This window comes from Streptomyces sp. NPDC101234, assembly GCF_044767525.1.
GTDB lineage: Bacteria > Actinomycetota > Actinomycetes > Streptomycetales > Streptomycetaceae > Streptomyces > Streptomyces sasae.
This window is the reverse complement of record NZ_JBIWOA010000003.1, coordinates 183443-206109: the sequence shown is the minus strand read 5'-3', so window position 1 is coordinate 206109 and position 22667 is coordinate 183443. Positions and strand designations below refer to the sequence as shown.

Below are 22667 nucleotides of genomic sequence, written 5' to 3'. Positions count from 1 at the left end.
GGGGTGGGGAGTCGCCCCAGCTTCCGGAGGTGTCACGACCACGTCAATAGATTGGACTGGACCAAAGTGCACTTTGGACTAGACCATACGAGTTCTTTACCTGGAGTGACGGAGCAGTGTCGGCACCCCGAACCGCACCCGCACGCCGGGGGACCAGAGCGCGCTGACCGGCGGCTCCAGCGGTGCGGGCAGACCCGCCGCCTCGATCAACTCGTCGTCTAGATCCAGCAGTTCGGCCCGGTGCAGCGGCCAGGACGGATGCTCGTTCGGCAGGTGTGCGGTGCGGCCGAACCAGCTGACATGCAGTCCCCAGCGTGCGGTCAGGAAGTGCTCCAGCGGCGAGGGATCGGCGATCGGCGGCCCGGTCCGTACGACCACCCGGCTCGTGGCGGCCGTGCGCCGCCGTCGGCAGGTGTAGGTGACCACATCGCCCTCGTGACGCAGCCGCATCGCGGACCAGAGGTACGGCAGCCGGACCCCGAGCCGGCCCGCCAGCACCGGGAGCAGCCGGGTCGCGTCCAAGGACATGAACACCACCCCGCGCCGGCCCTGCTCGTCCACCGAGTACAGCCGTACGTTCGTCTCGCAGAAGGTGCCCAGATAGGGCAGCCCCGGCCCTGTCCCCAGACCGGTGCGCCGCAGCAGGAACGGAACGAGGCCGATGTACGTGACCCCGTCCAGCGTGTCGGGCCGGGTGCCGGCCGGCAGCAGCCCCGCCACCCGCTCCGGCTCCACCGGCCAGTGCAGAAAGGTGAGTTCGTGCCATCCCTGCACCAGCGTCGGCCGCCGTACGGGCCGTGGGGTGGACGGGGTGATCGGCTCGGTCGCCACGGTCTCCATGGAACACGGTCATAGCACGCCAGTACGAGATGGCGGGTGGTGGGAGGGGCGTGCAAAGCGCTCGGCCGGTGTGACCGGCCGAGCGCTCGCGGAGATGTACCTCGGATCATCGGGCCTGGGTGACACCGCTGTCGCCCACGACGACGGGGGTGCCGTCCACCGGGGTGGCCTCGCCGGGCTCGACGTTCTGGGGCAGCTTGGCGCCGGGCACCTCGACGACCTGCGGGTCGTCCGCCGAGCCGGCCGGCTTGATGTGGTGCGGGTGCACACCGCTGACCGGGGTGAGCGTGACCCCGCCGTCGCACGTCACCACTGCTTGACGTCCAGGGTCCGCCCGGCGCGGATCGCCCCCTGGATCCCGGAGATCCGAGGGTCGATCCCGTCGGCGCTGTAGGCGGCTCCCGGAGGCAGCTCGGCGAAGTAGACGTGCACGAACACGCGGGGCGCCCCGGTCGCCTCGACATGGGCCTCGGTGATGGCCTCGGCGAGGTCGGCCTTCATCGAGTCGATGAGCAGGCCCACGGGCGCCGAGCAGTGGTGGATGGGCATGGGATCATCTCCGATCCCGGATACCTGTCCGCTCTCTCCACTGTCCCGGCGGGGCGCGGCCGGGGCATCCCGTGGGGCACGTGGCGTACGGGGCGGCGCACCACGTACCCGGCCGCACCGCCTGATCAGGACTTCCGGGCCTCCCGCCGCGCCCACCTGGGTAAACTGAGGGCCACACGCAGGCCTTTGGAAGGAGGCGCCGGGATGCCGCCGCACGGCTCTTCCGCGGCCGGGGTCCCCGGCGAGGGCGTCGGGCACGGCGAGCCGCCTCCCGTCCGGCAGGCGCTGTCGGACAGCGTGTACGAGAGCATCAAGGCGATGGTCATGGACCACGAGATCGCCCCCGGCGCCCGTGTCGGCATCGACGCGCTCTCCCGCACCCTCAAGGTCTCGCCCACCCCCGTCCGGGAGGCGCTGGCCCGGCTGGAGTCCGACGGACTGGTGGTCAAGCGCGCCCTCTCCGGATACCGGGCCACGGAGCTGCTGACCCCTCAGGGCCTCGCGGAACTCTTCGAGATGCGGCTGCTGCTGGAACCCAGGGCCGCAGCCCTGGCCGCCGCGAACGCCACCGAGGAACAGCTCGACGGTATCGAACGCATCCTGGAGGAGATGCAGGTCCAGCCCAGTCCGAACGGCCGGTACGCGTCGTACCGTGACTTCGCCGCGCTCGACCAGCGCTTCCACGAGGCGATCGGACAGGCCGCGCACCGGCCGCTGCTCGCGGACGCCGTGGAACGCCTCCACGCGCACCTGCACATCTTCCGGCTCAGCAACGTGGTCGGCGCCGGCGGCCCGACCGTCGCCGAGCACGAGCGGATCGTACGGGCGGTGCTGCGCCGCAGCCCCGAGCGGGCGGCCGAGGCGATGACGGAGCACCTCACCCGCAGCATGCGGCGCCAGCACGAGGACCAGGGCGACGCGTCGGCTACTCCATGAGGAACACCTGCTCCGCCGTGGCCCACCACTCGCCGGGAGCCGCCTGCGGAACCGGCGTCTGACAGGGCGCGGTGAGCCGCCACCACTCCTGGGTCGCCTCGTCCGCGGCCATCAGCGCCAGGTCCGCCTCCAGATCGTCGCCGTGGTACTCGAAGTAGGCGAACAGCCGGTCGCCGAGGAGATGGATCGAGTAGTTGGCGATACGGCAGCGCCGGAGCCGGTCCAGGACCGGCTCCGGGACAGCGCGGTGCAACTCCTGGTACTCGTCGAGCTTTTCCGGGCGTACGGCGACGACCTGGGCCACCCGCCTCATGAGCGCACCGCGTCGCGGTCGTGGATCAGGCGGATGATCCGGCCGCTCATCCGGTCGTAGTCCCGGTCGTTGTCGACCTCGCCACGGACGCGGTGGTCCGTCATGACCACGATCCGGTCGGCGAGGGTGACCATCTCCGCGAGGTCGCTGCTGATCAGCAGGATGGGCAGGCCGTCGTGGGCCAGTTCCCAGATCAGTTCGTGGAAGGCCCGCTTGGTGCGGACGTCCACACCCACCGTCGGTTCGTCGATGACGAGCAACCGGGTGTCGGCGGCGAGCCACTTGGCGAGACTGACCTTCTGCTGGTTGCCGCCGGAGAGTTCACCGGCGTTCTGCGCGAGCCCCGCGATCCGGATGCCGAGCCGCTCGACCAGGTCCTGGGCCGTCGCGCGCTCCTTGCCCGCCGGGACGAACCCGAACGCCCTGACCAGCCTCCGCCACACCGTCACCGTGATGTTGCGGACGATCGGCTGTGCCAGGAAGACACCTTCCTCCTTGCGGTTCTCGGTCACGTACCCGATGCCGAACTCGTGCAGGGCCTGGCGCGGAGAGCTGATCCGGGCCGTCCGCCCGTGCACCCGGACCTCGCCGGCCGTGATGCGGTCGAGGCCGAGCACCGCCTTGACCAGCTCGCTCCGGCCCGCACCGACCAGCCCGTACAGGCCGACGATCTCCCCGGGCCGCACCGCCAGAGCGATGTCGCGGTGCCCGCCGGCCGTGGCGACCCCGTCCAGCTCCAGCGCGGGCGCGGCGGACCGGTCGACCGTGCGCGGGCGCAGCTCGGTCGCCGCGTGCGCGCGGCCCACCATCAGGCTCACGATGTCGTCGTGCGAGTGGTCGGCCAGCGGCGAGGACTCCAGCACCGACTTCCCGTCCCGCAGCACGGTGACCGTGTCGCAGACGGCGAAGACCTCCTCCAGCTTGTGACTGACGAAGACGACACAGGCACCGCGCTCGGCCAGCCGCCGGATCACCGCGAACAGGCGCTCCGTCTCCTCGGGGGAGAGGGAGGCGGTGGGTTCGTCCAGGAGCAGCACCCGGCTCTCCGTGTACAGGGCCTTGGCGATCTCTACCAACTGCTGCTGTGCGACCGACAGTTCACGCACCGGCCGGTCCGGGTCGAGGTCGACGCCCAGCTCCGTGAGGCATCCTGCGGCCGGTTCGGTCATGGCCGCGTAGTCGACCAGCCCACGCCTGGACGGAGGTTTCTGCAGCGTGATGTTCTCGGCCACCGAGAAGCCGGGGATCAGGTTGCGTTCCTGGTGGACGACGCCGATACCGGTACGGGTCGCCTCCAACGGCGAGCGCAGCTGCACCGGTTCACCCTCCCAGGCGAGGGTGCCGCCGTCGGGGGCGTGCACCCCGGTGAGGACCTTGATGAGGGTGGACTTGCCGGCGCCGTTCTCACCGAGGAGGGCGTGCACGCTGCCGGCGGTCAGCCGCAGGCCCACGCCGTCCAGGGCGCGCACGCCCGGGAAGACCTTGACCAGGTCCCGGCATTCGAGGAGGACGGTGTTCATCGGGCACCTTCCGGCTGCGGAGACGACGCGCTCTTCGCGAGGCGGGTCTGGTGCAGGTGGCCGCCTGCGACCGTACCGAGGACGACCAGGCCGATCAGCAGGTTCACCCAGCTCGGGTCGAGCGAGAACTGGGCGCGGGCCGCGTCGATCAGCCGGGTCACGAAGGCCGCCAGCACGGTCCCGAACACGGCGATGGAACCGCCGGTGAGCGCGACCCCGCCGATGATCGGCGCGGCGAAGCTCGGCAGCAGCCAGTCGCCGCCGACGCTGCGGTTGACGCCGGGCAGCGAGGCGGTCGCCGTCACGGCGGCCACCCCGACCAGGAGCCCGGACAGCGTGTGCGCCAGCACGATCTGGCGGTCGGTGGAGATGCCCGACAGCCTGGCCGCCAGCGGGTTCCCGCCGGCGGCGAGCAGCCGCCGCCCCGCGACCGTGCGGTACATGAACGCGCCCAGCAGACCAGCCGCGACGATCGCCGTGACGAACACGAGGGGGACGTCCAGCGGTGCCGCCGTGCCGAGGTCGCGCAGGGTGGCGGAGTAGCCGTCGACGGTCCGGGTACCGACGAGCCGGTACTGGGCGCCCAGGAGGATCGTCATCGTGGCGAGGGTGACGATGAAGCCGTTGATCTGCGTGGCCACGATGACGATCCCGGTCACCAGGCCGACGGCCGTGGCGGTCAGCAGCCCCGCGAGCACGGCGATCACGGCCGGTACCCCGTGATCGGCCATCAGGACACCCGTCAGACAGGCGGTGAAGCCGCCCAGCGCACCGACGGCGAGGTTGAGCTGGCCCACGCACAGCGCCACCATCTGGGCCAGGCCGATGAGGATCGGCGTGGCCAGGTACTGCAGGAAGACCCGCACCGAGGGGCCCTCGAGGAAGGAGCCCGATGACGCCACCTCCAGCGCCACGGATCCGGCCACGACCACCAGCAGCAGCATGGCCGCCGTCGTACGGGAGAACCGGCGCAGCACCTCGGCGGCCCGGCCCTGCTGATCGAGCAATGGGCTCATGTGGAGCGCACCACCTTGCGATAGGACACCACGGTGCGGATCCGGTCGGCCGACAGCGCCAGCAGCAGGATGCAGCCGAGGTAGATGTTCAGGCTTTCCAGGCCGACCCCGAGCAGGTCCAGCCCCTTGCGGATCACGCCGACCAGCGCGGTGCCGAGCAGGGTGCCGAGCACGGACACCACCCCGCCGGTGAGCAGGGTGCCGCCGAGCACCGCGCCCAGGAAGGACGGCAGCATGAAGTCGTCGCCGATGGAGGCGCGGAACGTGCCCGTACCGGCGGCGGCCATGAACCCGGCGAGCGCCGCGAGCAGTCCGGAGAGGGTGTGCGCCAGCAGGACCCGGCGTCCGGTGGGGATGCCCGAGAGCTCGGCGGCGGCCGGGTTCGCCCCGGTGAGCAGCAGCTCCCTGCCGATACGCGTACAGCCGTAGAGGAAACCGAGACCGAGCATGGCGAACACGGTGAACTGGGCGAGCTGCGGGACGGCCGGCGAACCGCAGAGCGGGCCCACGCAGATGTCGGCGAGGGAGTAGGAGCGCAGCGCGTCGATGCCGGCCGGGCGGGTGGTGAAGGCGGCGTCCTCGGTGAGGCCCGAGTACATCAACGACACCAGGCCCAGCAGGGCGAAGTCCATCGCCAGGGTGACGACGAAGGAGCTCACGCCGGTCCGGGCGATCAGCCGGCCGGTGACCGCGCCGATCGCCGCACCTGCGGCCAGGCACAGCAACAGCCCGCCCTGCATGGGCAGATGGAGCTTGTCGTAGCCGATGCCTGCGAACATCGCCCCGAAGGCCGCCATCCGCCCGACCGCGAGGTTCATGTGCCCCACGGACAGGGCGGCCATCTGGGCCAGCGCCACCACGGTCAGGATGGCGACGTCCCGCAGGAGCGGGAAGAGCACCAGCCGCTGGTCGAGGAACGCCGGCCGCAGCACGCCGAACAGCACGCTCAGGGCGATGACCAGGACCAGCAGGCCGAGCCGCTGGTTGACCCAGAACGGCATCCGGTGACCGGCCGTCCTCTCCTGTGCCGGAACGGTCTCCGGTGGGCTCACGGAGGTCGTCATGCCACCCTCCGGTCGTCGAGGGCGTCCAGGTCCCAGTCGATACCGATGCCCGGCACGTCCGGGGCCACGGCCATGCCGTCGCGGATGGTCAGCTCGGTCCGGGTCACGGCCCGCAACTGCGGGATGTACTCGACGTACCGGCCGTTGGGCACCGCCGCGGAGAGGCTGACGTGCAGCTCCATCAGGAAGTGCGGGCAGACCATCACGTTGTGGCTCTCCGCCAGGTGCGCGACCTTCAGCCACGGGGTGATGCCGCCGATCCGGGCCGCGTCGACCTGGACGACGGACGCGGCGCCGCTCTCCAGGTAGCTGCGGAACTGCATCAGCGAGTACATGGACTCGCCGACGGCCACGGGTATCCGGGTGGCGCGGGCGAGCCGGACGTGCCCGCTGATGTCGTCCGCGGGGAGCGGCTCCTCCAGCCAGTAGGGGTCGTACGGTTCAAGCGCGGCCGCGAGCCGGAGCACCGAGGACGCCGTCTGCGACTGGTTGGCGTCGGTCATGATGTGCAGCGAGGGCCCCACCGCCTCGCGTACCGCGCGCAGCCGTTCCGCGTCCTCGGCGGGATGCGGCTTGCCCACCTTGATCTTGACGCCCGCCCAGCCCGCCTCCTGGGCCCGCAGGGCGCCCTTCACCAGCTCCTCGGTGCCCAGATGGAGCCAGCCGCCCTCGGTGTCGTAGACCGGCACCTCCTGGCGATGCCCGCCGGCCAGCCGCCACAGCGGCTCGCCCGCCCGCTTGCAGCGCACGTCCCACAGGGCGGTGTCCACGGCGGCGAGGGCGAGGGAGGTGATGGCGCCGGTGGTGGTGGCCCTGGTCAGGGCGAACAGCCGCTGCCACAGGGCCTCGACCGTGCGGGCGTCCTGGCCGACGAGGGCGGGCAGCAGATGGTCGCGCAGCAGCGCCAGTACGGCGGTGCCGCCGGTGCCGATCGTATAGGCGTAGCCGGTGCCCGTCAGGCCGTCCGCCGTCTCCAGGTCGACCAGGACCGTCTCCTGTTTGACGAAGGACTGCACCGCGTCGGTACGGTCCGTCTCGACGGCGATGTCGGCCAGCCTGACGGTCGCGGTCGTGATGATGCTCATCGATGTCCGTTCTCTGTCGGGACTCTCGGTCGGGGCGCTGCCGGTGCTCCGTCGGACGGTCAGCCGCACGAGAGGTACTTGTCGGCGAACTCCGTCTTCAGTTCGGCGGTCTTCGCCTGCCGTGCCTTGTCGTAGCCGTCGACGTTCGCCTTGGTGACGACGAACGAACCGGAGTCCACCTTCACGCCGGGATCGCGTACCGTGCACTGCTTCGTCTGGAGCAGCGCCAGCGCCCAGGTGCCGATCTCGGCCTGCCCGACCGGGTTCTGTACGACGGTGGCGGTGACCGTGCCCTGCCTGATGCCGCTGAGGATCTTGGCGTCGTCGTCGATGGCGATCACCTTCGCCTTCGAGCCGGACGACTTGACGGCGTCGGCGGCGGCGACGGCCGGGTTGTAGGCGGTGGCGACGATGCCGGTGATCTGGCTGCCCTTGGCCGCCAGCAGGTCGGACACGGCCTTCTGCGCGGTCTGCAGGTCCGTGTCGATGTCGGTGATGGTCTGCAGCAACTTCACCTTGCCGTCGGACTCCTTGACGGCGCGGGCGACGCCCTTGATCCGCAACTGGGTGTTGGCGTCCACGTTGTTGCCGGTCAGATGGACCAGGGTGCCCTTGCCGCCCATGGCGTCGATGGCCGCCTTCGCGGCTTTGTAGGCGGCGAGTTCGACATCCGTGGAGAGGCAGAAGTCGGCCTCGTCCGTGCTGCCGGCCGGGCAGGAGCCCAGGGACGCCACGGGGAAGCCCTGGGACTTGAGGTCCGCGAAGGTGGTGTTGATGTCGGTGGGGGAGACACCGAAGATCCCGAAGGCGTTGTAGCCGCGTGCCGCGAGCGTGGACAGCAGGTTGTTCTGCTTCTGCTGGTCCCATTCGGCCGTCTCGTCGAAGGTGACGTCCCCGAGGCGGTAGGTCTTCTTCGCGGCGGCGCCCGCCGTCTTCCACGGCTGGAAGTAGGGATGGGCGCCGCCGGGCACGAGGGCGACCTTGGTCTTCGAACCGTCCGCCAAGTCGGCTCCGCCGCCCGTGCGTCGGGCCGCAGAGGCCTGACCGGCGGCGGGACCGGGTGCGTTGCGGTACGTACAGGCCGCCGACCCCGCGGCGAGCAACGTCACCGCGAGAACCCCGGGCAGGACGGATCTGGTCGGGAAGCGCATGTCCCACCCCTGAAGAATCAGATAGGAAATTGATGCGGCGATCGTGGGTCAGGTGTGCGCGTCCGTCAAGACTTGTGACAGAGATAGCTTTGATCAGGCTCGACACGGGCTCTGACAGCGCTTACCGTCGGATTGGAGTGGCCGGAGGGTGGCAAATCCTATAGGAACGTAGAGAGGTGCTGGCTGTCACCCACGAACGGATCGTCCGTGGCCGGCCACTCGTACGACCACTCGCCCTCGGCGCAGGCCACGGCGACGGTCAGTCTTCGGGGCGGCGGCAGGGCGCGGGAGGCGTCCCACCCGGCGGGCCGGACGGCTGACCGGTCTGCCGCGCCTCGGCTCGTGGAAGATCGCACTTCGTCGTGTCCTACCGTCTCGGCATGGTGTCCTCGAAGGTCCGTGCATACGCGGTGCGGCCCGTCCTCGCTCAACGCGACCGGCCGATCACTCCGCTTTCCGGCCGTCAGGGCACCGGGCAACGGCCGAGGCCACGGCGACCTGACCGAAAAGGACCTGGAAAGTCCGAGTCACCCCACCCCCATCTCGCCCTGACAGTGGCACCCTTGACAGCGTGCGTACTGTTTCGCGACGTTTGAGCGACACCTCCGGCCCGGCGACTTCGTCGCCGGCCGCGGAACGACGGTGTGCAGCGCGGAACAGGAGCTGTCGACAGCAGCGGTAGAACGCGGAAGACGCGTTATGGGGGGAGCGGTCGCCCATGCGATCCAGAGGCCAGTGCAGAGGTCCGTCCGGGAGTCGGTCCGAGAGCCGGTTCGGGAATCATGAACCACACACCTCGTCAGCCGAGGGGCGGTTGATCTGAGGTGGACATAACGATCCACAGACCCGGCGAGCTGACCCAGTCGCTCTGCCGGACCTGGCACCGTGCGATGGACGAGTCGCCGGAGTACGCCAACCCTTTTCTGGCCCCGGAGTTCACGATCGGCGTCGGCAAGCAGCGCGCCGGCGTCCGGGTGGCGGTCCTGCGGGAAGGCGGCGAACCCGTCGGCTTCTTCCCGTACGAGCGCAACCCCCTCGGTGTCGGCCGGGCCATAGGTCTCGGCCTCTCCGACTGCCAGGCGCTGGTGCACCGGCCCGGAGTCACCTGGAACGCCCAGGAGTTGCTGAGCGCCTGCGGGGTGTCCATCTTCGAGTTCGACCATCTGGTCGCCGAGCAGAGACCTTTCGCCCCGCATGTCACCGGCACCTTCGCCTCACCGGTGATCGACGTGAAACCCGGCGACGGCGGCTACCCGGAGTGGCTGCGCGCCACCTATCCGGGCCTGGCGAAGACCACGCTGAAGAAGGAACGGCGGCTCGGCCGCGACATCGGCGACCTCCGCTTCGAGTTCGACGAGCGCGACCCGGCGGCACTGCGGACCCTCATGCACTGGAAGTCCGCCCAGTACCGGCGGACCGGACGCATGGACCGCTTCGCCCGCCCCTGGATAGTCGACCTCGTCGACCACCTCTTCCACGTCCGCGAGGAGCACTTCACCGGCGTGCTGTCCGTGCTCTACGCCGGCGACCGTCCGGTGGCCGCCCACTTCGGTCCGCGCTCCAGTTCCGTGCTCGCCGCCTGGTTCACCGCCTACGACCCCGAACTGCACTACTACTCACCCGGGTTGATGATGCATCTGCGCACCGCCGAGGCCGCGGCGCGCGGCGGTGTGACCCTCGTCGACCTGGGGCGGGGCGACAAGGAGTACAAGGACTGGCTCAAGACCCGCGAACTGCGGGTGGGTGAGGGCTTCGTCACCCGTGCCCACCCGGTGGCCGCCGCGGCCCGGCTGTGGCGCCGCCCGGTGCGCGGGCTGCGCAACACCGTCCTCGCGCATCCCCGGCTGCGCGACCCGGCGGACCGGCTGCTCAAGACGGTCGGCACCCTGCGCGCGTCCCGCCGCGCCGACGGCATCCGCAAGGGGTGAACCCACCGTCCTGGCCACGAGCCCGCCCGGGCCGCCGGACCGGCCCGTGGTCAGGACGGCGACGGACGACCCCGCAGGTCCGTCGCCCCGGTGGCGGCTGCGCCCGTCCGGCCGCCGCCCGTCGAGGCCTATTCGCACTATGATCCTGTAAAGGTGAAAATCTAAGGGTTTGCCCTGGGAGGGCAGCCGCCGCGGCCGGAGTGATCCATGCCCCGCAAGCGCTCGACGGACGACGAGCTGCTGGTCAGACTCAGGTCGCTCACCGCCCAGGCGCGCGAGCGGGCCGAGTACCAGCGCTCGCAGGTCGAGCTGGCCATCGCCCTCCAGCGCGGCATGCTGCCCCGGGACCTTCCCGACACCCCACGCGTCCATCTGGCCGTCCGGTACGCCCCGGCCTGCTACGGGCTCAACGTGGGCGGCGACTGGTACGACGCGTTCACCCTGCCCGACGGCCGCATCGGCCTCGCCATCGGCGACGTCCAGGGCCACAACATCGAGGCCGCCGCCTTCATGGGCCAGGTCAGGGCGGCCAAGCGGGCGCTCGCCTCGGTGACCAGCGAGCCCGGCGAACTGCTCGCCCGGACGAACGACCTGCTGGTGTCCCTGGGCAGCGGCCTCTTCGCCACCTGCACCTTCATGCGGCTCGACCCGGAAACCGGGATCCTGGAGAGCGCCCGGGCCGGCCACGTCCCCTTCGTCTGGGCCACCGCCGACGGAAAGTCGGGCATCGGCGAGGACGAGGGCGGACCGCCGCTCGGTATCGAACCGGGCGTCGAGTATCCGGTCACCCGCTTCCGGCTCACCACCGGCGGCATGTTCGTCCTGCTCACGGACGGGGTGGTGGAGGGGCCGTCGATAAGCATCGACGAAGGGCTCGACCAGGTGGTACGCCTCGCCGGTGTGGCCGCCGTGGCCGGTCTGGAGGCGCAGGCGCTGGCCGCCGCCGTGATCAAGGGCGCGGAACGGGTGGGCCACGAGGACGACGCGGCCGTCCTGGTCGTGGGCCACGACGGCCTCGACTCCACGCCGTAGGCGAACCGGCAGCCCGACCTGCACCGGCCCGCAGGGTCGGCCATGGGTGTCCCTCGCCTGGCCGCCCCGGCCGCCTCGGTGTCTGATGGCTGCTGTGGTGGGTATCCAGGAACTGCGCCGACCGGCTGTCCTCGCCCTCCGGACGCTGGCCGTGGCCACCTGCTACTACGCGGGTGGGCAGCTCGGTCTGCTGCGCCGGCTCACCGTCGAGGGCGCCGTCGTCACCCCCCTCTATCCGCCGACCGGCGTGGCGGTGGCCTGTCTGCTGGTCTTCGGCCTGGGCTGCTGGCCGGGCATCGTGCTCGGCGCCTTCTTCGTCATCGTGTCGATCACCACGCCCGCGCCCGACACCGTGGGCATTCTCGCGGGCAACACGGCCGGGCCCGTCTGCGCGTACCTGATGCTGCGCCGGGTCGGCTTCCGCACCGACCTGGGCCGGCTGCGGGACGGCCTCGCACTGGTGTTCCTCGGGGCGTTCACCGCCATGCTGGTCAGCTCCACCATCGCCGTGGTCACGCTGATGCTCGCCGGCAAGTTTGCCGCGAGCAGCTTCTGGCCGATCTGGTTCGCGTGGTGGACCGGCGACGCGATGGGCGTCCTGATCGTCACCCCGTTCCTGCTGGTACTGCTCGGCGCCCGCTGGCCCCCGCCCACGGCCCGCTGGAAGGAGGCCCTGGCCTTCGCCGTCGTCGCCGCGGTCCTCGTACCGGCGGCCACGCACAGCTCCATCAGCGCGCTCTTCCTCGTCTACCCGCTGCTGGTCTGGGCCGCGCTGCGGTTCCGGCTCGCGGGGAGCACGCCGTGCGCCCTGTTCACGTCGGTCATGGCGACGATCGCCGCGACGGACCACGTCGGCGCGTTCACCCGGCTGTCGCAGGTCGAGGTGATGCTGAAGCTGCAGCTGTTCAACGGCGCGATGGCCCTGACCACACTGCTGCTCTCGGCCGTGATCACCGAACAGCGCAACACCAGGCTCTCCGTCGAGGAGGCCTGCCAGGAACTGGCCGAGGCCCTGGAACACCTCACCGCCCACGACACCCCGGCCGCACGTGCCCCGGTGGAGACGCAGAAGCTGCGGCCCGGACGCGACGAACGGTGACCGGGCAGCCGCCCGGTCACCGTTCGTCGTGTGTACGGATACCGGCCCGTCGTCAGACGGTGCCGCTCGCCGTGATCTTGACCGCGGCCTTGGGGGAACCGCTGCGGGTGCCGTAGCCCTCGATCTTGTCGACGAGGTCGGAGCCCTCGACGACCTCGCCGAAGACCACGTGCTTGCCGTCCAGCCACGGGGTCAGCACGGTGGTGACGAAGAACTGCGAGCCGTTGGTGTGCGGGCCCGCGTTGGCCATGCTCAGCAGGTACTTGCGGTCGTGCTTGAGCTCGAAGTTCTCGTCCTTGAACTTCTCGCCGTAGATGCTCTTGCCGCCGGTGCCGTCACCGCGCGTGAAGTCACCGCCCTGGAGCATGAACTCGGGGATGATCCGGTGGAACGACGAACCGGCGTAACCGAAGCCGTGCTGCCCGGTGGCGAGCTCGCGGAAGTTGCGGGCCGTCTCGGGCACCACGTCGTCGAACAGGTGGAACACGATCCGGCCGGCCGGCTCGTTGTTGATCGAGATGTCGAAGTAAACGTTGTCGCTCATGCAGGTCAACCTATCGCGAACCGTCCCCCGGTCCCTCCCGCGGGGCCGAACGGCCCGGGGTGTCGGGACCGGGGGACGGTTCAGCCGCCTACCAGCGTACGCAGCAACGCCCGGCCGACCGGCCAGTCACCGAGCCCGCTCGCGGAGTTGAGGTGCCCGTGCGCGCCGGCGGAGTGCCAGGGCGCCCGCCAGTCCGCGGCCAGTGCGGCGGAGGCCGAGGGGGCGCCGTACGGGTCGTCGTCGCTCGCCACCACCACGGCGGAGCACGGCAGCGGGCGGGCGGACAGGCCCAGGAACGTCGGCGCGGCCGCACGCGGGAACGCCGGGCCCCGCGGATCCGGCGGCGCGGACAGGAACGCCGACACCCCCGCGGGCCGCGCCCGCGCCAGCCACTCGGCCGCCGCCCAGCAGCCGAGACTGTGTGCCACCAGGGCCACCCGGCCGCCCCGCGCCGCGGCGCGGACGTAGGCGGCCTGCACCGCGGCGACCCAGTCCGGCAGCTCGGGCCGGCTCCACGAGCCCGGCGCGATCCGCACCGCCGCGTCCCCCCACGCCGCCTCCCACCGGCTCTGCCAGTGCTCGTCGTCCGAACCGTCGATCCCGGGGATGATGATGTACGCGACCACCGCCGACCGCCCTTTCCTTCGTGGCCCCGGGCGTCCGGGGCCCCTCCTGGGGGCGATTCTGGATGAACCAGTGGCGACGGCGGGGCCGTGCAGGTGATCCATAAGAAAGTGGGGACGACGACGATGGAATCACTCGACGAGATCGACCGCGCGATCCTGGACCTGCTCCAGACCGACGGCCGGCTCACCGGGGCCGAGGTCGGGCGGCGGGTCGGGCTCTCCCAGCCGGCGGCGGGCGCCCGGATCCAGCGGCTGGAGAAGAGCGGTGTCATCACCGGCTACCGGGCCGTCGTCGCCCCCGCCGCGCTCGGACTGAACATCCACGCCGTCGTCCGGCTGCGCACCACGCACGCGCACCTGCCGAAGGCGCTCGCCCTGGCCGCCGGCATCCCGGAGGTCGTCTCGACGCTCCGGGTCACCGGCGAGGACTGCCTGCTCCTCGACGTGCACTGCACGCACGCCGAACGCCTCGAAGAGGTCGTGGACTCCCTCGCCCGCCACGGCCCGGTCACCACGTCGCTCGTCCTGCGCACCTACCCGCCCAAGGCGCTGCCCACGGCGCCCTAGGGGGTGGGTGTCCTGTCCCCCTGGTACCTCCTGCCCAGCCGCTCCAGCACGGCCTGGGCCATGGCCGCCTCGCCCTTGGCGTTGGGGTGGACGGGGGCCGCCGGCGAGGTCGGCCGGAGGGGCTCGATCCAGCGGTCGGCGGGGGCCTTGCACGCGTCGTGGCCGACGGTCGGGCCGTAGGTGTCCACGTACCGGGCGCCGTTCCAGGCGGCGACCAGGCGCAGCATGAGGTTCAGCCGCTTGCCGGTGTCCCGGAGGTAGGGGAAGTCCTTGGCGGCGAAGGGCATGGTCGGGTAGCAGCCGCTGCCGTCGTCGGGCAGCAGGTCGGGGTAGCCGACGACCAGGATCCGGGCGTGCGGGGCCCGGGCGCGGACGGCCCGCAGCACCTTGTCGACCTTCGGCGCGGTCTGCGCGATGTTCAGCGTGAGCTGGTCGGTGCCGGACGCGTTGTAGTACTGCTGGCACGGGTTGCCGGCCAGGTCCTTGGAGCTGAGGGCCGCGCAGGTGCCGATGACGGAGCTGAACCCCACGTCGTTGCCGCCGATCTGGACGGTCACCAGGTCGGTGTCCCGCTGCACGGCGTCGAGCTGCGGGCCGTTGGTGCCCTGCGCCTTCCACATCTCCGCGGTCGTCGCACCGGAACAGCTCACGTCCTTGAACGCGCTCACCTGCCGGGCCGCCGCCACCAGCGAGGGGTAGTTGTGGTCGGAGCGGGCACAGTTCGCGTCGACCTGCGTCGGGATGAGCGGGCCCGAGGTGTAGGAGTCGCCGAGCGCGACATAGCTCGTGCCGCGGTCGTGGCCGGGGCCGCCGCCGTGTGCCGCGGCCGGTGTCGTGGACGCGGCCACCAGGGCGCAGCCCCCCAGCGCCGCAGCCACGGTGGCCCTACGCCGGTGCCGTCTCGCCGAACCGTCCGACGGGGTGCCGTACGCCATGGAAATCCCCCCTGCAACGAGGACGCGCACGGAACCGGTCCCGACGGGCGGCCCATACGCGTGTGTCGGGCTCTGTATACCGCCCGGTAGGAGTCCGGAGCCAGAGGTCGGACGCAATGAACTTGATCGAGCAACTGCCCCTGCCCGCACGGTGATCCGGGCCGGCGGAGGACCGGATGGCACCCTCCGCGATCGAAGTTGGAAACCGATCGGTTTACGGCGGGTGCCGCGCGTTGGAAATCGATCGGTTTCCGATCTCTGTCCACGTCCGGAGTGTGAGTGTCATGGCCGCGATCAAGGACTCCGTCGTCCTCGTCACCGGCGGCAGTCGAGGTGTCGGAAAGGTGCTGGTGGAGGGCCTGTACGCGCGTGGCGCGAGCAAGGTCTACGCCGCCGCCCGCGACCCGCGGACCATCGCCCACCCCGACGCCGTCCCGCTGGCCCTGGAGGTGACCGACCCCGCCTCCGTGGCCGCCGTCGCCGAGCGGGCGCGGGACGTCACCGTGCTGATCAACAACGCCGGCGTCGCCACCGGGACCCGCTTCCCGACCTCCTCGCTGGACGAGATCCGCCACGAGTTCGAGATCGACTTCTACGGCCCGCTGCTGGTCGCCCGTGCTTTCGTCCCGGTCGTCGAGCGCAACGGCGGCGGCCACATCCTGAACGTCCACTCGGTCCTGTCCTGGCTCGCCGAGGGCGGCGCCTACAGCGCCTCCAAGTCGGCGCTCTGGTCGCAGACCAACAGCCTGCGCCTGGCCCTGCAGCCGCGCGGCATCGGCGTCACCGGCCTCCGCATGGGCTATGTGGACACCGACATGACGGCCGGCGTGGACGGACCCCGAGGCGAAGGCCGAGGACATCGCGGCGGCCGCCCTGGACGGCATCGAGTCGGGCGCGCACGAGGTGCTCGCCGACGACATCACCCGCTGGGCCAAGGGCGCCCTCTCCGGCGACGTCGCCGCCATGTACCAGCAGCTCGCCGGGTGACGGGACCCCGGAACCAGGTGGGCAGTTGGAAATTTCCAGTGACCCAGGACTTGTCCCCGGGTTGCCTCATCACTTAAGTCAAATCCTGAACTAAGCAGTGGGGCGCGCCGGTTGCGCGTGGCCCCGTGCCAACCTCAGGAGCCGCTGATGAGACTCAGATCCCTGGGCGTAGCGCTCGCCGCCATGGCGGCGCTGCTCGCCCTGCCCACCGCGCACGCGCCGGCGGCGCAGGCCGCCGACGCCCCCTTGTCGCAGGGGAAGACGGCCACCGCCTCCTCCGAGGAGAACGCCGGGACCGCCGCGGGGAACGCGGTCGACGGCAACACCGGGACCCGCTGGTCGTCGTCCTTCTCCGACGACCAGTGGCTCCAGGTCGACCTCGGCGCCACCGCCACGGTCAGCCAGGTCGTCCTCAACTGGGAGACCGCTTACGGAAAGGACTACAAGGTCCAGATCTCCGCCGACGGCAGCAGCTGGACCGACCTCAAGTCGGTGACCGGCGGGGACGGCGGCACCGACACGCTCGACGTGTCGGGACAGGGCCGCTACGTCCGGATGCTGGGCGTGCACCGTGCCACTCAATGGGGCTACTCGCTCTGGGAGTTCCAGGTCTACGGCACCACCACCGGCACGCCCCCGGTCCAGGGCGGCGGCGACCTCGGCCCGAACGTGATCGTCGTCGACCCGTCCACGCCGAACCTCCAGGCGAAGTTCGACTCCGTCTTCGCCCAGCAGGAGTCGGCCCAGTTCGGCACGGGCCGCTACCAGTTCCTGCTCAAGCCGGGCACCTACAACGGCATCAACGCCCAGATCGGCTTCTACACCTCGATCTCCGGGCTGGGCCTCAACCCCGACGACACCCAGATCAACGGTGATGTCACGGTCGACGCGGGCTGGTTCAACGGCAACGCCACCCAGAACTTCTGGCGCTCGGCCGAGAACTTCGCCATCACGCCGTCCAACGGCACCGACCGGTGGGCCGTGGCTCAGGCGGCCCCCTTCCGCCGTATCCACGTCAAGGGCGGCCTCAACCTCGCCCCGAACGGCTACGGCTGGGCCTCCGGCGGGTACATCGCCGACTCGAAGGTCGACGGCACCGTCGGCCCGTACTCCCAGCAGCAGTGGTACACCCGCGACAGCTCGGTCGGCGGCTGGACCAACGGCGTCTGGAACATGACCTTCTCCGGAGTCGAGGGCGCCCCCGCCACCAACTTCGACAGCGGGCCCTACACCACGCTGGACACCACCCCCGTCTCGCGTGAGAAGCCGTTCCTCTACCTGGACGGCAGCGCCTACAAGGTCTTCGTCCCGGCGAAGCGCACCAACGCCCGGGGCGTCTCCTGGCCGGCCGACGCGGGCACCTCCATCCCGCTGGACCAGTTCTACGTCGTCAAGCCGGGCGCCACCGCCGCCACCATCAACCAGGCCCTCGCCCAGGGCCTCAACCTCCTCTTCACCCCGGGCATCTACCACCTCGACCGGACCATCAACGTCACCCGCGCCAACACGGTCGTCCTCGGCCTCGGCCTCGCCACCCTGGTCCCGGACAACGGCGTCGACGCCATGCACGTCGCCGACGTCGACGGCGTCAAGCTCGCCGGGTTCCTCATCGACGCGGGCACCGTCAACTCCGACACCCTGCTGCGGATCGGCGACCCCGGCTCCACCGCCGACCACTCCGCCAACCCCACCTCCATGCAGGACGTGTTCGTCCGCATCGGCGGCGCCGGCCCCGGCCTCGCCACCAACTCGGTGGTGGTCAACAGCAACAACGTGATCATCGACCACACCTGGCTCTGGCGCGCCGACCACGGCAGCGGCGTCGGCTGGGACACCAACCGCGCCGACTACGGCCTGCGCGTCAACGGCAACGACGTCCTCGCCACCGGCCTGTTCGTCGAGCACTTCAACAAGTACGACGTCTACTGGAACGGCGAACGCGGCCGCACGATCTTCTTCCAGAACGAGAAGGCGTACGACGCCCCGAACGCCGCCGCCATCACCCATGACGGCGTCGTCGGCTACGCGGCCTACAAGGTCGCCGACACCGTGACCACCCACGAGGCCTGGGGCCTGGGCAGCTACTGCAACTACACGGCCGATCCCACGATCGTGCAGTCCAACGGCTTCCAGGTGCCGACCGGCTCGGGCATCAGGATGCACGACCTGCTGGTGATCTCCCTCGGCGGCATGGGCCAGTACGCCCATGTCGTCAACACCACCGGATCGCCGACCTCGGGGACCAGCACGACTCCCTCGAAGGTGACGCAGTTCCCGTAGCCGGTCAGGCCGCCGCTTTCTTCTCCCGTGCCGGATACCGCAGCAACAGGCGTCGCGCGGGCCTCTCCACGCCCTCGTAGAGGAGCCAGGAAAGGCCCAGCGACACGGCGAAGGCGACGGCGGCGGCGGCCGCGCCGGTGACCAGGTCGAAGCGCGGACGGGTGCCGAGCAGTTGGGTGCCCGTCCGCAGCACCAGCAGATGGACCATGTAGAACGCGAACGACAGTTCGCCCAAACGTACCAGCCACCGGCGGCGCCACAGCGAGGGGAGGGCGCGCAGGTCGGCCTGGGCCGCCGCCGGGATGAGCAGCGCGAAGCCCGTGATGGTGCAGGCGGTGGCCGCGTAGCCGTCGGTGGCGACCTGCGGGACCAGGAAGTAGCCGATGACGGCCAGCGCGAGCGAGGCCTCCAGGCCGGGGCCGCGCCAGCGGCCGAGCAGCACCAGCCGGGCGGTGGCCGCGCCGAGCACGAACTCGGGCAGCCGGGCGGCCGGGAAGGAGCTGATCGGCTGGTTCCACCACTGATGGCTGTCCGTCCAGGCCAGCGCCAGCACGGTCAGCAGGGACAGCGCGGCCAGCAGCGTGGCGCCCCGCCCGCCGAGGCGGCGCAGCAGCAGTGCCAGCAGCGGGAAGGCGGCGTAGAAGAAGGCCTCGCAGGCGAGCGACCAGCTGACCGGGTCGAGCGTCTGCCACCACGGGCGCCACCAGGAGTGCACCAGGAAGACGTCGGCCAGGCCTTGGAGCAGGGTCGGCCTCGGCTGGCGGGGCAGCGTGAGCATCATGACCAGCGCGATGCCGACGGTCACCAGATGCACCGGGTAGACCCGGGCGATCCGCCGCCACCAGAAGCGCGGTGCCCGGTCGCCCGGCCGTGCGGACCACATCAGCACGAACCCGGAGAGCACGAAGAAGAACGACACTCCCGAGGCGCCGGCCTCGAATCCCCAGTCCATGAGCCGGGCGCCGGTGCCGCCGAAATAGCGGAAGTTGTGCACATGCAGCCCGAAGACCAGCACCGCGGCCATCCATCTGAGCCCGGTGAGGGACGGCAGCGAGGGGGCCGGGGCGGCCGACCGTGGACGGGAGGGTGGCGCAGCGGCCGAAGCGGTGGAAAGGGCTTTGGTCGCCGTCGTCATCGAGTCACCTGCCGGAGGGTTAGCGCGTGGAGCATGAAACGGAGCGTTGCCCGTTCCGCATGTTTCATTCCGACCCTGTACGAAACATCACACCAACGCCGAGGAGCGGCCTCGGCCATACGGGCCGCAGCGGCCGGACGGGCGGGTGCGACCCTACCCGGACGGCCGACACGGTCCGTGGCCCCCGCCGCACCCTCCGCACCCGGGTGCGACGCCCCGGCCCGTGCCTTTGGGCGGTGGACGGCATGCCGAAACACGGTGGCACGAACGGATGACTCGTCCGGTACGGAGTTGACGCCGCTAGCGGGCGGACGGTGTGGCGGCGGCGCTCGCCCGGTCCTCGGACGGCGTGGCACGGACCGCCGACGGGGGCGACGACGGGGCCATCGACCGGGGCGACGTGCCACGCGTGGGCGCCTGTGAGGTGTCGCCCCTGGTGGGCGCGGCGCTCGGACTCGGACTGGCGGGCGCCGGAGACGTCGAGGGGCGGTGCGGTGCGGCGGGGCTGGCGGCCGGCGGCGCGAGCGGGACCCGCGGGGTCGTCGGCGCCGTCGACCCCGCCAGGTGCAGGGGCAGTGCCACGAGGACGGCGACGGCGCAGGTCACCCCGGCTCCGGCGGCGGCGCGGACCAGCCGGCGGCGGCTCGCGGCACGGCGGATCTCCTGGTAGCGGCCCGGCGGCGGGCCGAGATGAGCGGTGGGCGGTCGCAGGATGACCGCGAGGGGATCGTCCGGGCCGTCGAACTCCGGCTCGTCGTCAAAGCGTGTGGTCAAGGCTTCTCCTCAGATGGCCGCGGAGCAGTTCTCGGGCCGCGTGCAGATCGGCCTTGACGGTTCCTTCCTTGCGCCCGGTCAGCTCGGACACCTCCCGGATCGGCATGTCGGCGTAGTAGTGCAGCAGGATCGGCACCCGCAGCCGCTCGGGCAGCGACTGCACCAGCAGCCGTACCGAGGGATCCGTCTGCTCGGTGTGCGGGCGGGTCGCGGCCTCCGAACCGACGCGGCGCACGGCCCGGCGCTCACGCTCCAGCTTGCGCCAGTGGTCCCGGACGATGTTCGCCGCGGTGACATAGAGAAAGCCGCGCGGCTCCTCCACCGACGTCCACCGGGCCCACAGCCGGGTGAACGCCTCGGAGGCGATCTCGTGCGCCGTCTCGTCGTCGTCGACCAGACGGCGGCACCAGCCGGCCAGGCGCGGATACAGGGCGGCGAACAGCTCGGACGCCGCCTTGTCACGGGACCGTTTCAACGTTCTCCATGGTCGAAGGGGTTCGCCGGAGAGGACGCGGGACCGACGGCGTACGTTCCACCGGTCCCGCGCCCGTTCCGGCGGGTCAGGATGTGGTGCCGGTCAGCGCGGCGAAGACGATCACGTTGTCGAGGTAGCCGTGGCCGCTCCGCGGGCCGCCGCAGGTGATCAGCCGCAGCTCCGGGCGGTCCACGTTCCCGTACACGTCCTTCGTCGGGAACCCGGCCTTGGCGACCGTGCGCACCTCGCCGACGGTGAACACCGCCGACCTGCCGTTCTCCAGACGCGTCACGACCTCCTCGCCACGGCGCAGCTCCGCGAGGCGGCGGAAGACGCCGTCCCCGTAGGTGCCGACCGTGACATGGCCGAGGATCACCGACGGGCCGACCTGCCCCGGGGTGGGGGAGTAGCGGTACCAGCCCGCCCGGTCGTGCGCGGTGACCGGCGGCACCTCAACCGTGCCGTCGCCCGCGAGGCCCAGCGCCAGCAGCGGGGTGTCGACCCCGATCGCCGGGATGCGCAGCCGGACCGGTACGGAGCGGCCGAGCGCGGTGGGCGTCGCGGTCGTGGCGGACGCGGTGGACGGCGGGGCCGACTGCTTCCGGGGGGCCGCCGTGGCCGTCCGGTGCGGTGCCTCGCCGCCGCAGCCCGCCAGCAGCGAGGCGGTCGTGGCGGTGACGAAGGCGCGCCTGGAGAGCGAGGTCATTCCCCGGTCGCCCGGCGGCGGCGGACGGTGAACAGCACCGCACCCGCGGCGAGCGCCACGGCCGCCGCGCCGCCGCCGACCAGCGCGCCCTCGGACCCGGAGCCCGAGGACGGCTCCGTCACGCCGGTGTCGGGCGCGCCCGCGGGCACGGCCGCGACCTGGCCCCGCTTGCGTGCCGGGGCCGGGGTCGCCATCCGGGTGGGCGCGGCGGAGGGGACGGCGGACGGCTCCTCGGAGGGGACGGCGGACGGCGCTGCGGACGCGACGACGGTGGGGACCGGGCTCGGAGCGGTGCCGTCGGCGAACGCGGGCACGGTACCGCCGAGCACGGCGGTGCAGGCGAGTGCCGTGGCGCTCAGGACAGTTCGGCGCATGGGGCGCATGAAGACGCTCTCTTTCGTCGGCCCGCCGTGGTCGGGGCGGGCTGGGTTGCGAATCGAGCGGAGAGACGAGCCGGCCCTGCGGCAGGTTGTAAAGAGATGGCAAAGCTGTCCGGCGGCGGGAGGCCGGAGGGATGGGGGTTGTCCGGATCTGGGCCAAACTTGAACTGCTTGTTTTCTTGAATCACTCGTGTTTTTGAGGATAGGTTGGCGCCATGACCGCATCCCAGCCCCCGACGACCGCCGAAGAGCTGCGCGGTGCCGGCCTGCGGGTGACGGCCGCCCGTGTCGCACTGCTGGAGACCGTCCGCCACGGTGACCACCTCGACGTCGAGACGATCGCCTCGGGTGTCCGCGAGCGGGTGGGCCACATATCGCTTCAAGCCGTGTACGACGCGCTGTACGCGCTCACCACGGCAGGACTCATACGCCGTATCGAACCGGCCGGCAGCCCCGCCAGGTTCGAGGGACGCGTCGGCGACAACCACCACCACGTCCTGTGCCGGTCGTGCGGTGCCGTCGCGGACGTCGACTGTGCGGTCGGCGAGGTTCCTTGCCTCACCGCGTCGGACGCCCACGGTTTCGTGATCGACGAGGCCGAGGTCATCTACTGGGGCCTGTGCCCCGCCTGTACGACCGTCAGCAGTTCCTGAGTGCTCAGTTCCCGAGTACGCGGTTCCTGAAGACGTAGTTCCTGCATACACAGTTCCTGTAATACGCAGTTC

Annotated in this window: 24 protein-coding genes and 1 pseudogene; 8 read left to right on the top strand and 17 right to left on the bottom strand. The window is 71.2% G+C overall.

Translation table 11 applies throughout. The annotated features are described in order from the left end of the window. Positions 1–96: 96 nt before the first annotated feature. From ACIRR9_RS07425 to ACIRR9_RS07415, 3 genes are all read right to left on the bottom strand, one after another. Positions 97–840 carry a YqjF family protein gene (locus ACIRR9_RS07425; protein WP_403748558.1) on the bottom strand — a complete coding sequence of 248 codons (744 nt, stop codon included), beginning with the start codon at positions 838–840 and terminating at the stop codon, positions 97–99. A 106-nt stretch (positions 841–946) separates the two neighbouring features. Beyond that, positions 947–1153, bottom strand: coding sequence for a hypothetical protein (locus ACIRR9_RS07420; protein ID WP_403748556.1), 207 nt, complete (start codon positions 1151–1153; stop codon positions 947–949). Then, positions 1147–1389 carry a 4-oxalocrotonate tautomerase family protein gene (locus tag ACIRR9_RS07415; RefSeq protein ID WP_403748553.1) on the bottom strand — a complete coding sequence of 81 codons (243 nt, stop codon included), beginning with the start codon at positions 1387–1389 and terminating at the stop codon, positions 1147–1149. The genes ACIRR9_RS07420 and ACIRR9_RS07415 overlap by 7 nt, the downstream gene beginning before the upstream one ends. Positions 1390–1593: 204 nt before the next feature. Between ACIRR9_RS07415 and ACIRR9_RS07410 the strand changes: the two genes are divergently transcribed. After that, entirely contained in the window at positions 1594–2325 is a 732-nt protein-coding gene (locus ACIRR9_RS07410; protein ID WP_403748550.1) for a GntR family transcriptional regulator, read from the top strand. Here ACIRR9_RS07410 and ACIRR9_RS07405 read toward each other — a convergent pair. From ACIRR9_RS07405 to ACIRR9_RS07380, 6 genes are read right to left on the bottom strand one after another with little or no spacing between them, the layout of a single operon-like run. Further along, complete coding sequence (locus ACIRR9_RS07405; RefSeq protein ID WP_403748548.1) at positions 2315–2638, bottom strand: L-rhamnose mutarotase; 324 nt, start codon at positions 2636–2638, stop codon at positions 2315–2317. The genes ACIRR9_RS07410 and ACIRR9_RS07405 overlap by 11 nt on opposite strands. After that, positions 2635–4158: a sugar ABC transporter ATP-binding protein gene (locus tag ACIRR9_RS07400; RefSeq protein WP_403748545.1), complete on the bottom strand. Its 1524-nt coding sequence runs from the start codon at positions 4156–4158 to the stop codon at positions 2635–2637. The genes ACIRR9_RS07405 and ACIRR9_RS07400 overlap by 4 nt, the downstream gene beginning before the upstream one ends. Next, a complete protein-coding gene (locus ACIRR9_RS07395) occupies positions 4155–5174 on the bottom strand; it encodes an ABC transporter permease (protein ID WP_403748544.1) in 1020 nt (339 codons plus the stop codon). Before ACIRR9_RS07395 ends, ACIRR9_RS07400 begins: the two co-directional genes overlap by 4 nt. Next, positions 5171–6238, bottom strand: coding sequence for an ABC transporter permease (locus tag ACIRR9_RS07390; RefSeq protein ID WP_403748542.1), 1068 nt, complete (start codon positions 6236–6238; stop codon positions 5171–5173). The genes ACIRR9_RS07395 and ACIRR9_RS07390 overlap by 4 nt, the downstream gene beginning before the upstream one ends. Beyond that, a complete protein-coding gene (locus tag ACIRR9_RS07385; RefSeq protein ID WP_403748540.1) occupies positions 6235–7323 on the bottom strand; it encodes a mandelate racemase/muconate lactonizing enzyme family protein in 1089 nt (362 codons plus the stop codon). The genes ACIRR9_RS07390 and ACIRR9_RS07385 overlap by 4 nt, the downstream gene beginning before the upstream one ends. Positions 7324–7382: 59 nt before the next feature. Further along, positions 7383–8474, bottom strand: a complete 1092-nt coding sequence (locus ACIRR9_RS07380; RefSeq protein WP_403748538.1) for a sugar ABC transporter substrate-binding protein — start codon at positions 8472–8474, stop codon at positions 7383–7385. Between the two features lie 824 nt (positions 8475–9298). Between ACIRR9_RS07380 and ACIRR9_RS07375 the strand changes: the two genes are divergently transcribed. The 3 genes from ACIRR9_RS07375 to ACIRR9_RS07365 all read left to right on the top strand — a co-directional run bounded on the left by ACIRR9_RS07375 (position 9299) and on the right by ACIRR9_RS07365 (position 12533). Next, positions 9299–10402: a GNAT family N-acetyltransferase gene (locus ACIRR9_RS07375; protein ID WP_403748535.1), complete on the top strand. Its 1104-nt coding sequence runs from the start codon at positions 9299–9301 to the stop codon at positions 10400–10402. 207 nt (positions 10403–10609) lie between these two features. Then, complete coding sequence (locus ACIRR9_RS07370; RefSeq protein WP_403748532.1) at positions 10610–11434, top strand: PP2C family protein-serine/threonine phosphatase; 825 nt, start codon at positions 10610–10612, stop codon at positions 11432–11434. 85 nt (positions 11435–11519) lie between these two features. Continuing rightward, positions 11520–12533, top strand: a complete 1014-nt coding sequence (locus ACIRR9_RS07365) for an MASE1 domain-containing protein (protein WP_403748530.1) — start codon at positions 11520–11522, stop codon at positions 12531–12533. A gap of 52 nt (positions 12534–12585) precedes the next feature. On the opposite strand, the gene ACIRR9_RS07360 is transcribed toward ACIRR9_RS07365, so the two are convergent. Further along, on the bottom strand, positions 12586–13077 hold the full coding sequence (locus tag ACIRR9_RS07360; protein WP_403748527.1) for a peptidylprolyl isomerase: 492 nt from the start codon (positions 13075–13077) through the stop codon (positions 12586–12588). An 80-nt stretch (positions 13078–13157) separates the two neighbouring features. Further along, a complete protein-coding gene (locus ACIRR9_RS07355; RefSeq protein ID WP_403748525.1) occupies positions 13158–13703 on the bottom strand; it encodes an RBBP9/YdeN family alpha/beta hydrolase in 546 nt (181 codons plus the stop codon). Between the two features lie 123 nt (positions 13704–13826). Between ACIRR9_RS07355 and ACIRR9_RS07350 the strand changes: the two genes are divergently transcribed. Next, positions 13827–14270, top strand: coding sequence for an Lrp/AsnC family transcriptional regulator (locus ACIRR9_RS07350; RefSeq protein ID WP_403748522.1), 444 nt, complete (start codon positions 13827–13829; stop codon positions 14268–14270). Here the strand turns inward: ACIRR9_RS07350 and ACIRR9_RS07345 are convergent. Next, complete coding sequence (locus ACIRR9_RS07345; protein WP_403748520.1) at positions 14267–15205, bottom strand: SGNH/GDSL hydrolase family protein; 939 nt, start codon at positions 15203–15205, stop codon at positions 14267–14269. The two genes, ACIRR9_RS07350 and ACIRR9_RS07345, sit on opposite strands and share 4 nt — an antisense overlap. Before the next feature lie 284 nt (positions 15206–15489). On the opposite strand from ACIRR9_RS07345, the pseudogene ACIRR9_RS07340 reads away from it, so the two are divergent. After that, positions 15490–16192, top strand: a pseudogene (locus ACIRR9_RS07340) (SDR family oxidoreductase). A gap of 147 nt (positions 16193–16339) precedes the next feature. After that, positions 16340–18472, top strand: coding sequence for a discoidin domain-containing protein (locus ACIRR9_RS07335; RefSeq protein ID WP_403748519.1), 2133 nt, complete (start codon positions 16340–16342; stop codon positions 18470–18472). 4 nt (positions 18473–18476) lie between these two features. On the opposite strand, the gene ACIRR9_RS07330 is transcribed toward ACIRR9_RS07335, so the two are convergent. The 5 genes from ACIRR9_RS07330 to ACIRR9_RS07310 all read right to left on the bottom strand — a co-directional run bounded on the left by ACIRR9_RS07330 (position 18477) and on the right by ACIRR9_RS07310 (position 21936). Then, on the bottom strand, positions 18477–19607 hold the full coding sequence (locus ACIRR9_RS07330; RefSeq protein WP_403748518.1) for an acyltransferase family protein: 1131 nt from the start codon (positions 19605–19607) through the stop codon (positions 18477–18479). Positions 19608–19907: 300 nt separating this feature from the next. Further along, entirely contained in the window at positions 19908–20381 is a 474-nt protein-coding gene (locus ACIRR9_RS07325; RefSeq protein WP_403748516.1) for a hypothetical protein, read from the bottom strand. Further along, positions 20365–20856: an RNA polymerase sigma factor gene (locus ACIRR9_RS07320; protein WP_123979468.1), complete on the bottom strand. Its 492-nt coding sequence runs from the start codon at positions 20854–20856 to the stop codon at positions 20365–20367. Before ACIRR9_RS07320 ends, ACIRR9_RS07325 begins: the two co-directional genes overlap by 17 nt. 85 nt (positions 20857–20941) lie before the next feature. Continuing rightward, positions 20942–21562: a class F sortase gene (locus ACIRR9_RS07315; protein ID WP_403748514.1), complete on the bottom strand. Its 621-nt coding sequence runs from the start codon at positions 21560–21562 to the stop codon at positions 20942–20944. Beyond that, entirely contained in the window at positions 21559–21936 is a 378-nt protein-coding gene (locus ACIRR9_RS07310; RefSeq protein WP_403748512.1) for a sortase-dependent protein, read from the bottom strand. The genes ACIRR9_RS07315 and ACIRR9_RS07310 overlap by 4 nt, the downstream gene beginning before the upstream one ends. 221 nt (positions 21937–22157) lie before the next feature. Between ACIRR9_RS07310 and ACIRR9_RS07305 the strand changes: the two genes are divergently transcribed. Continuing rightward, the gene (locus ACIRR9_RS07305; protein WP_123979471.1) at positions 22158–22595 is read left to right on the top strand and encodes a Fur family transcriptional regulator; all 438 of its coding nucleotides are present in this window, start codon (positions 22158–22160) and stop codon (positions 22593–22595) included. Positions 22596–22667 lie beyond the last annotated feature (72 nt).

Coding starts and splice junctions, on each gene's coding strand:
- ACIRR9_RS07305 (WP_123979471.1), top strand. CDS start 22,158: ATGACCGCATCCCAGCCCCCGACGACCGCCGAAGAGCTGCGCGGTGCC.
- ACIRR9_RS07315 (WP_403748514.1), bottom strand. CDS start 21,562: ATGACCTCGCTCTCCAGGCGCGCCTTCGTCACCGCCACGACCGCCTCG.
- ACIRR9_RS07410 (WP_403748550.1), top strand. CDS start 1,594: ATGCCGCCGCACGGCTCTTCCGCGGCCGGGGTCCCCGGCGAGGGCGTC.
- ACIRR9_RS07400 (WP_403748545.1), bottom strand. CDS start 4,158: ATGAACACCGTCCTCCTCGAATGCCGGGACCTGGTCAAGGTCTTCCCG.
- ACIRR9_RS07390 (WP_403748542.1), bottom strand. CDS start 6,238: ATGACGACCTCCGTGAGCCCACCGGAGACCGTTCCGGCACAGGAGAGG.
- ACIRR9_RS07425 (WP_403748558.1), bottom strand. CDS start 840: ATGGAGACCGTGGCGACCGAGCCGATCACCCCGTCCACCCCACGGCCC.
- ACIRR9_RS07330 (WP_403748518.1), bottom strand. CDS start 19,607: ATGACGACGGCGACCAAAGCCCTTTCCACCGCTTCGGCCGCTGCGCCA.
- ACIRR9_RS07360 (WP_403748527.1), bottom strand. CDS start 13,077: ATGAGCGACAACGTTTACTTCGACATCTCGATCAACAACGAGCCGGCC.
- ACIRR9_RS07415 (WP_403748553.1), bottom strand. CDS start 1,389: ATGCCCATCCACCACTGCTCGGCGCCCGTGGGCCTGCTCATCGACTCG.
- ACIRR9_RS07350 (WP_403748522.1), top strand. CDS start 13,827: ATGGAATCACTCGACGAGATCGACCGCGCGATCCTGGACCTGCTCCAG.
- ACIRR9_RS07380 (WP_403748538.1), bottom strand. CDS start 8,474: ATGCGCTTCCCGACCAGATCCGTCCTGCCCGGGGTTCTCGCGGTGACG.
- ACIRR9_RS07310 (WP_403748512.1), bottom strand. CDS start 21,936: ATGCGCCGAACTGTCCTGAGCGCCACGGCACTCGCCTGCACCGCCGTG.
- ACIRR9_RS07385 (WP_403748540.1), bottom strand. CDS start 7,323: ATGAGCATCATCACGACCGCGACCGTCAGGCTGGCCGACATCGCCGTC.
- ACIRR9_RS07335 (WP_403748519.1), top strand. CDS start 16,340: ATGAGACTCAGATCCCTGGGCGTAGCGCTCGCCGCCATGGCGGCGCTG.
- ACIRR9_RS07395 (WP_403748544.1), bottom strand. CDS start 5,174: ATGAGCCCATTGCTCGATCAGCAGGGCCGGGCCGCCGAGGTGCTGCGC.
- ACIRR9_RS07405 (WP_403748548.1), bottom strand. CDS start 2,638: ATGAGGCGGGTGGCCCAGGTCGTCGCCGTACGCCCGGAAAAGCTCGAC.
- ACIRR9_RS07345 (WP_403748520.1), bottom strand. CDS start 15,205: ATGGCGTACGGCACCCCGTCGGACGGTTCGGCGAGACGGCACCGGCGT.
- ACIRR9_RS07370 (WP_403748532.1), top strand. CDS start 10,610: ATGCCCCGCAAGCGCTCGACGGACGACGAGCTGCTGGTCAGACTCAGG.
- ACIRR9_RS07365 (WP_403748530.1), top strand. CDS start 11,520: ATGGCTGCTGTGGTGGGTATCCAGGAACTGCGCCGACCGGCTGTCCTC.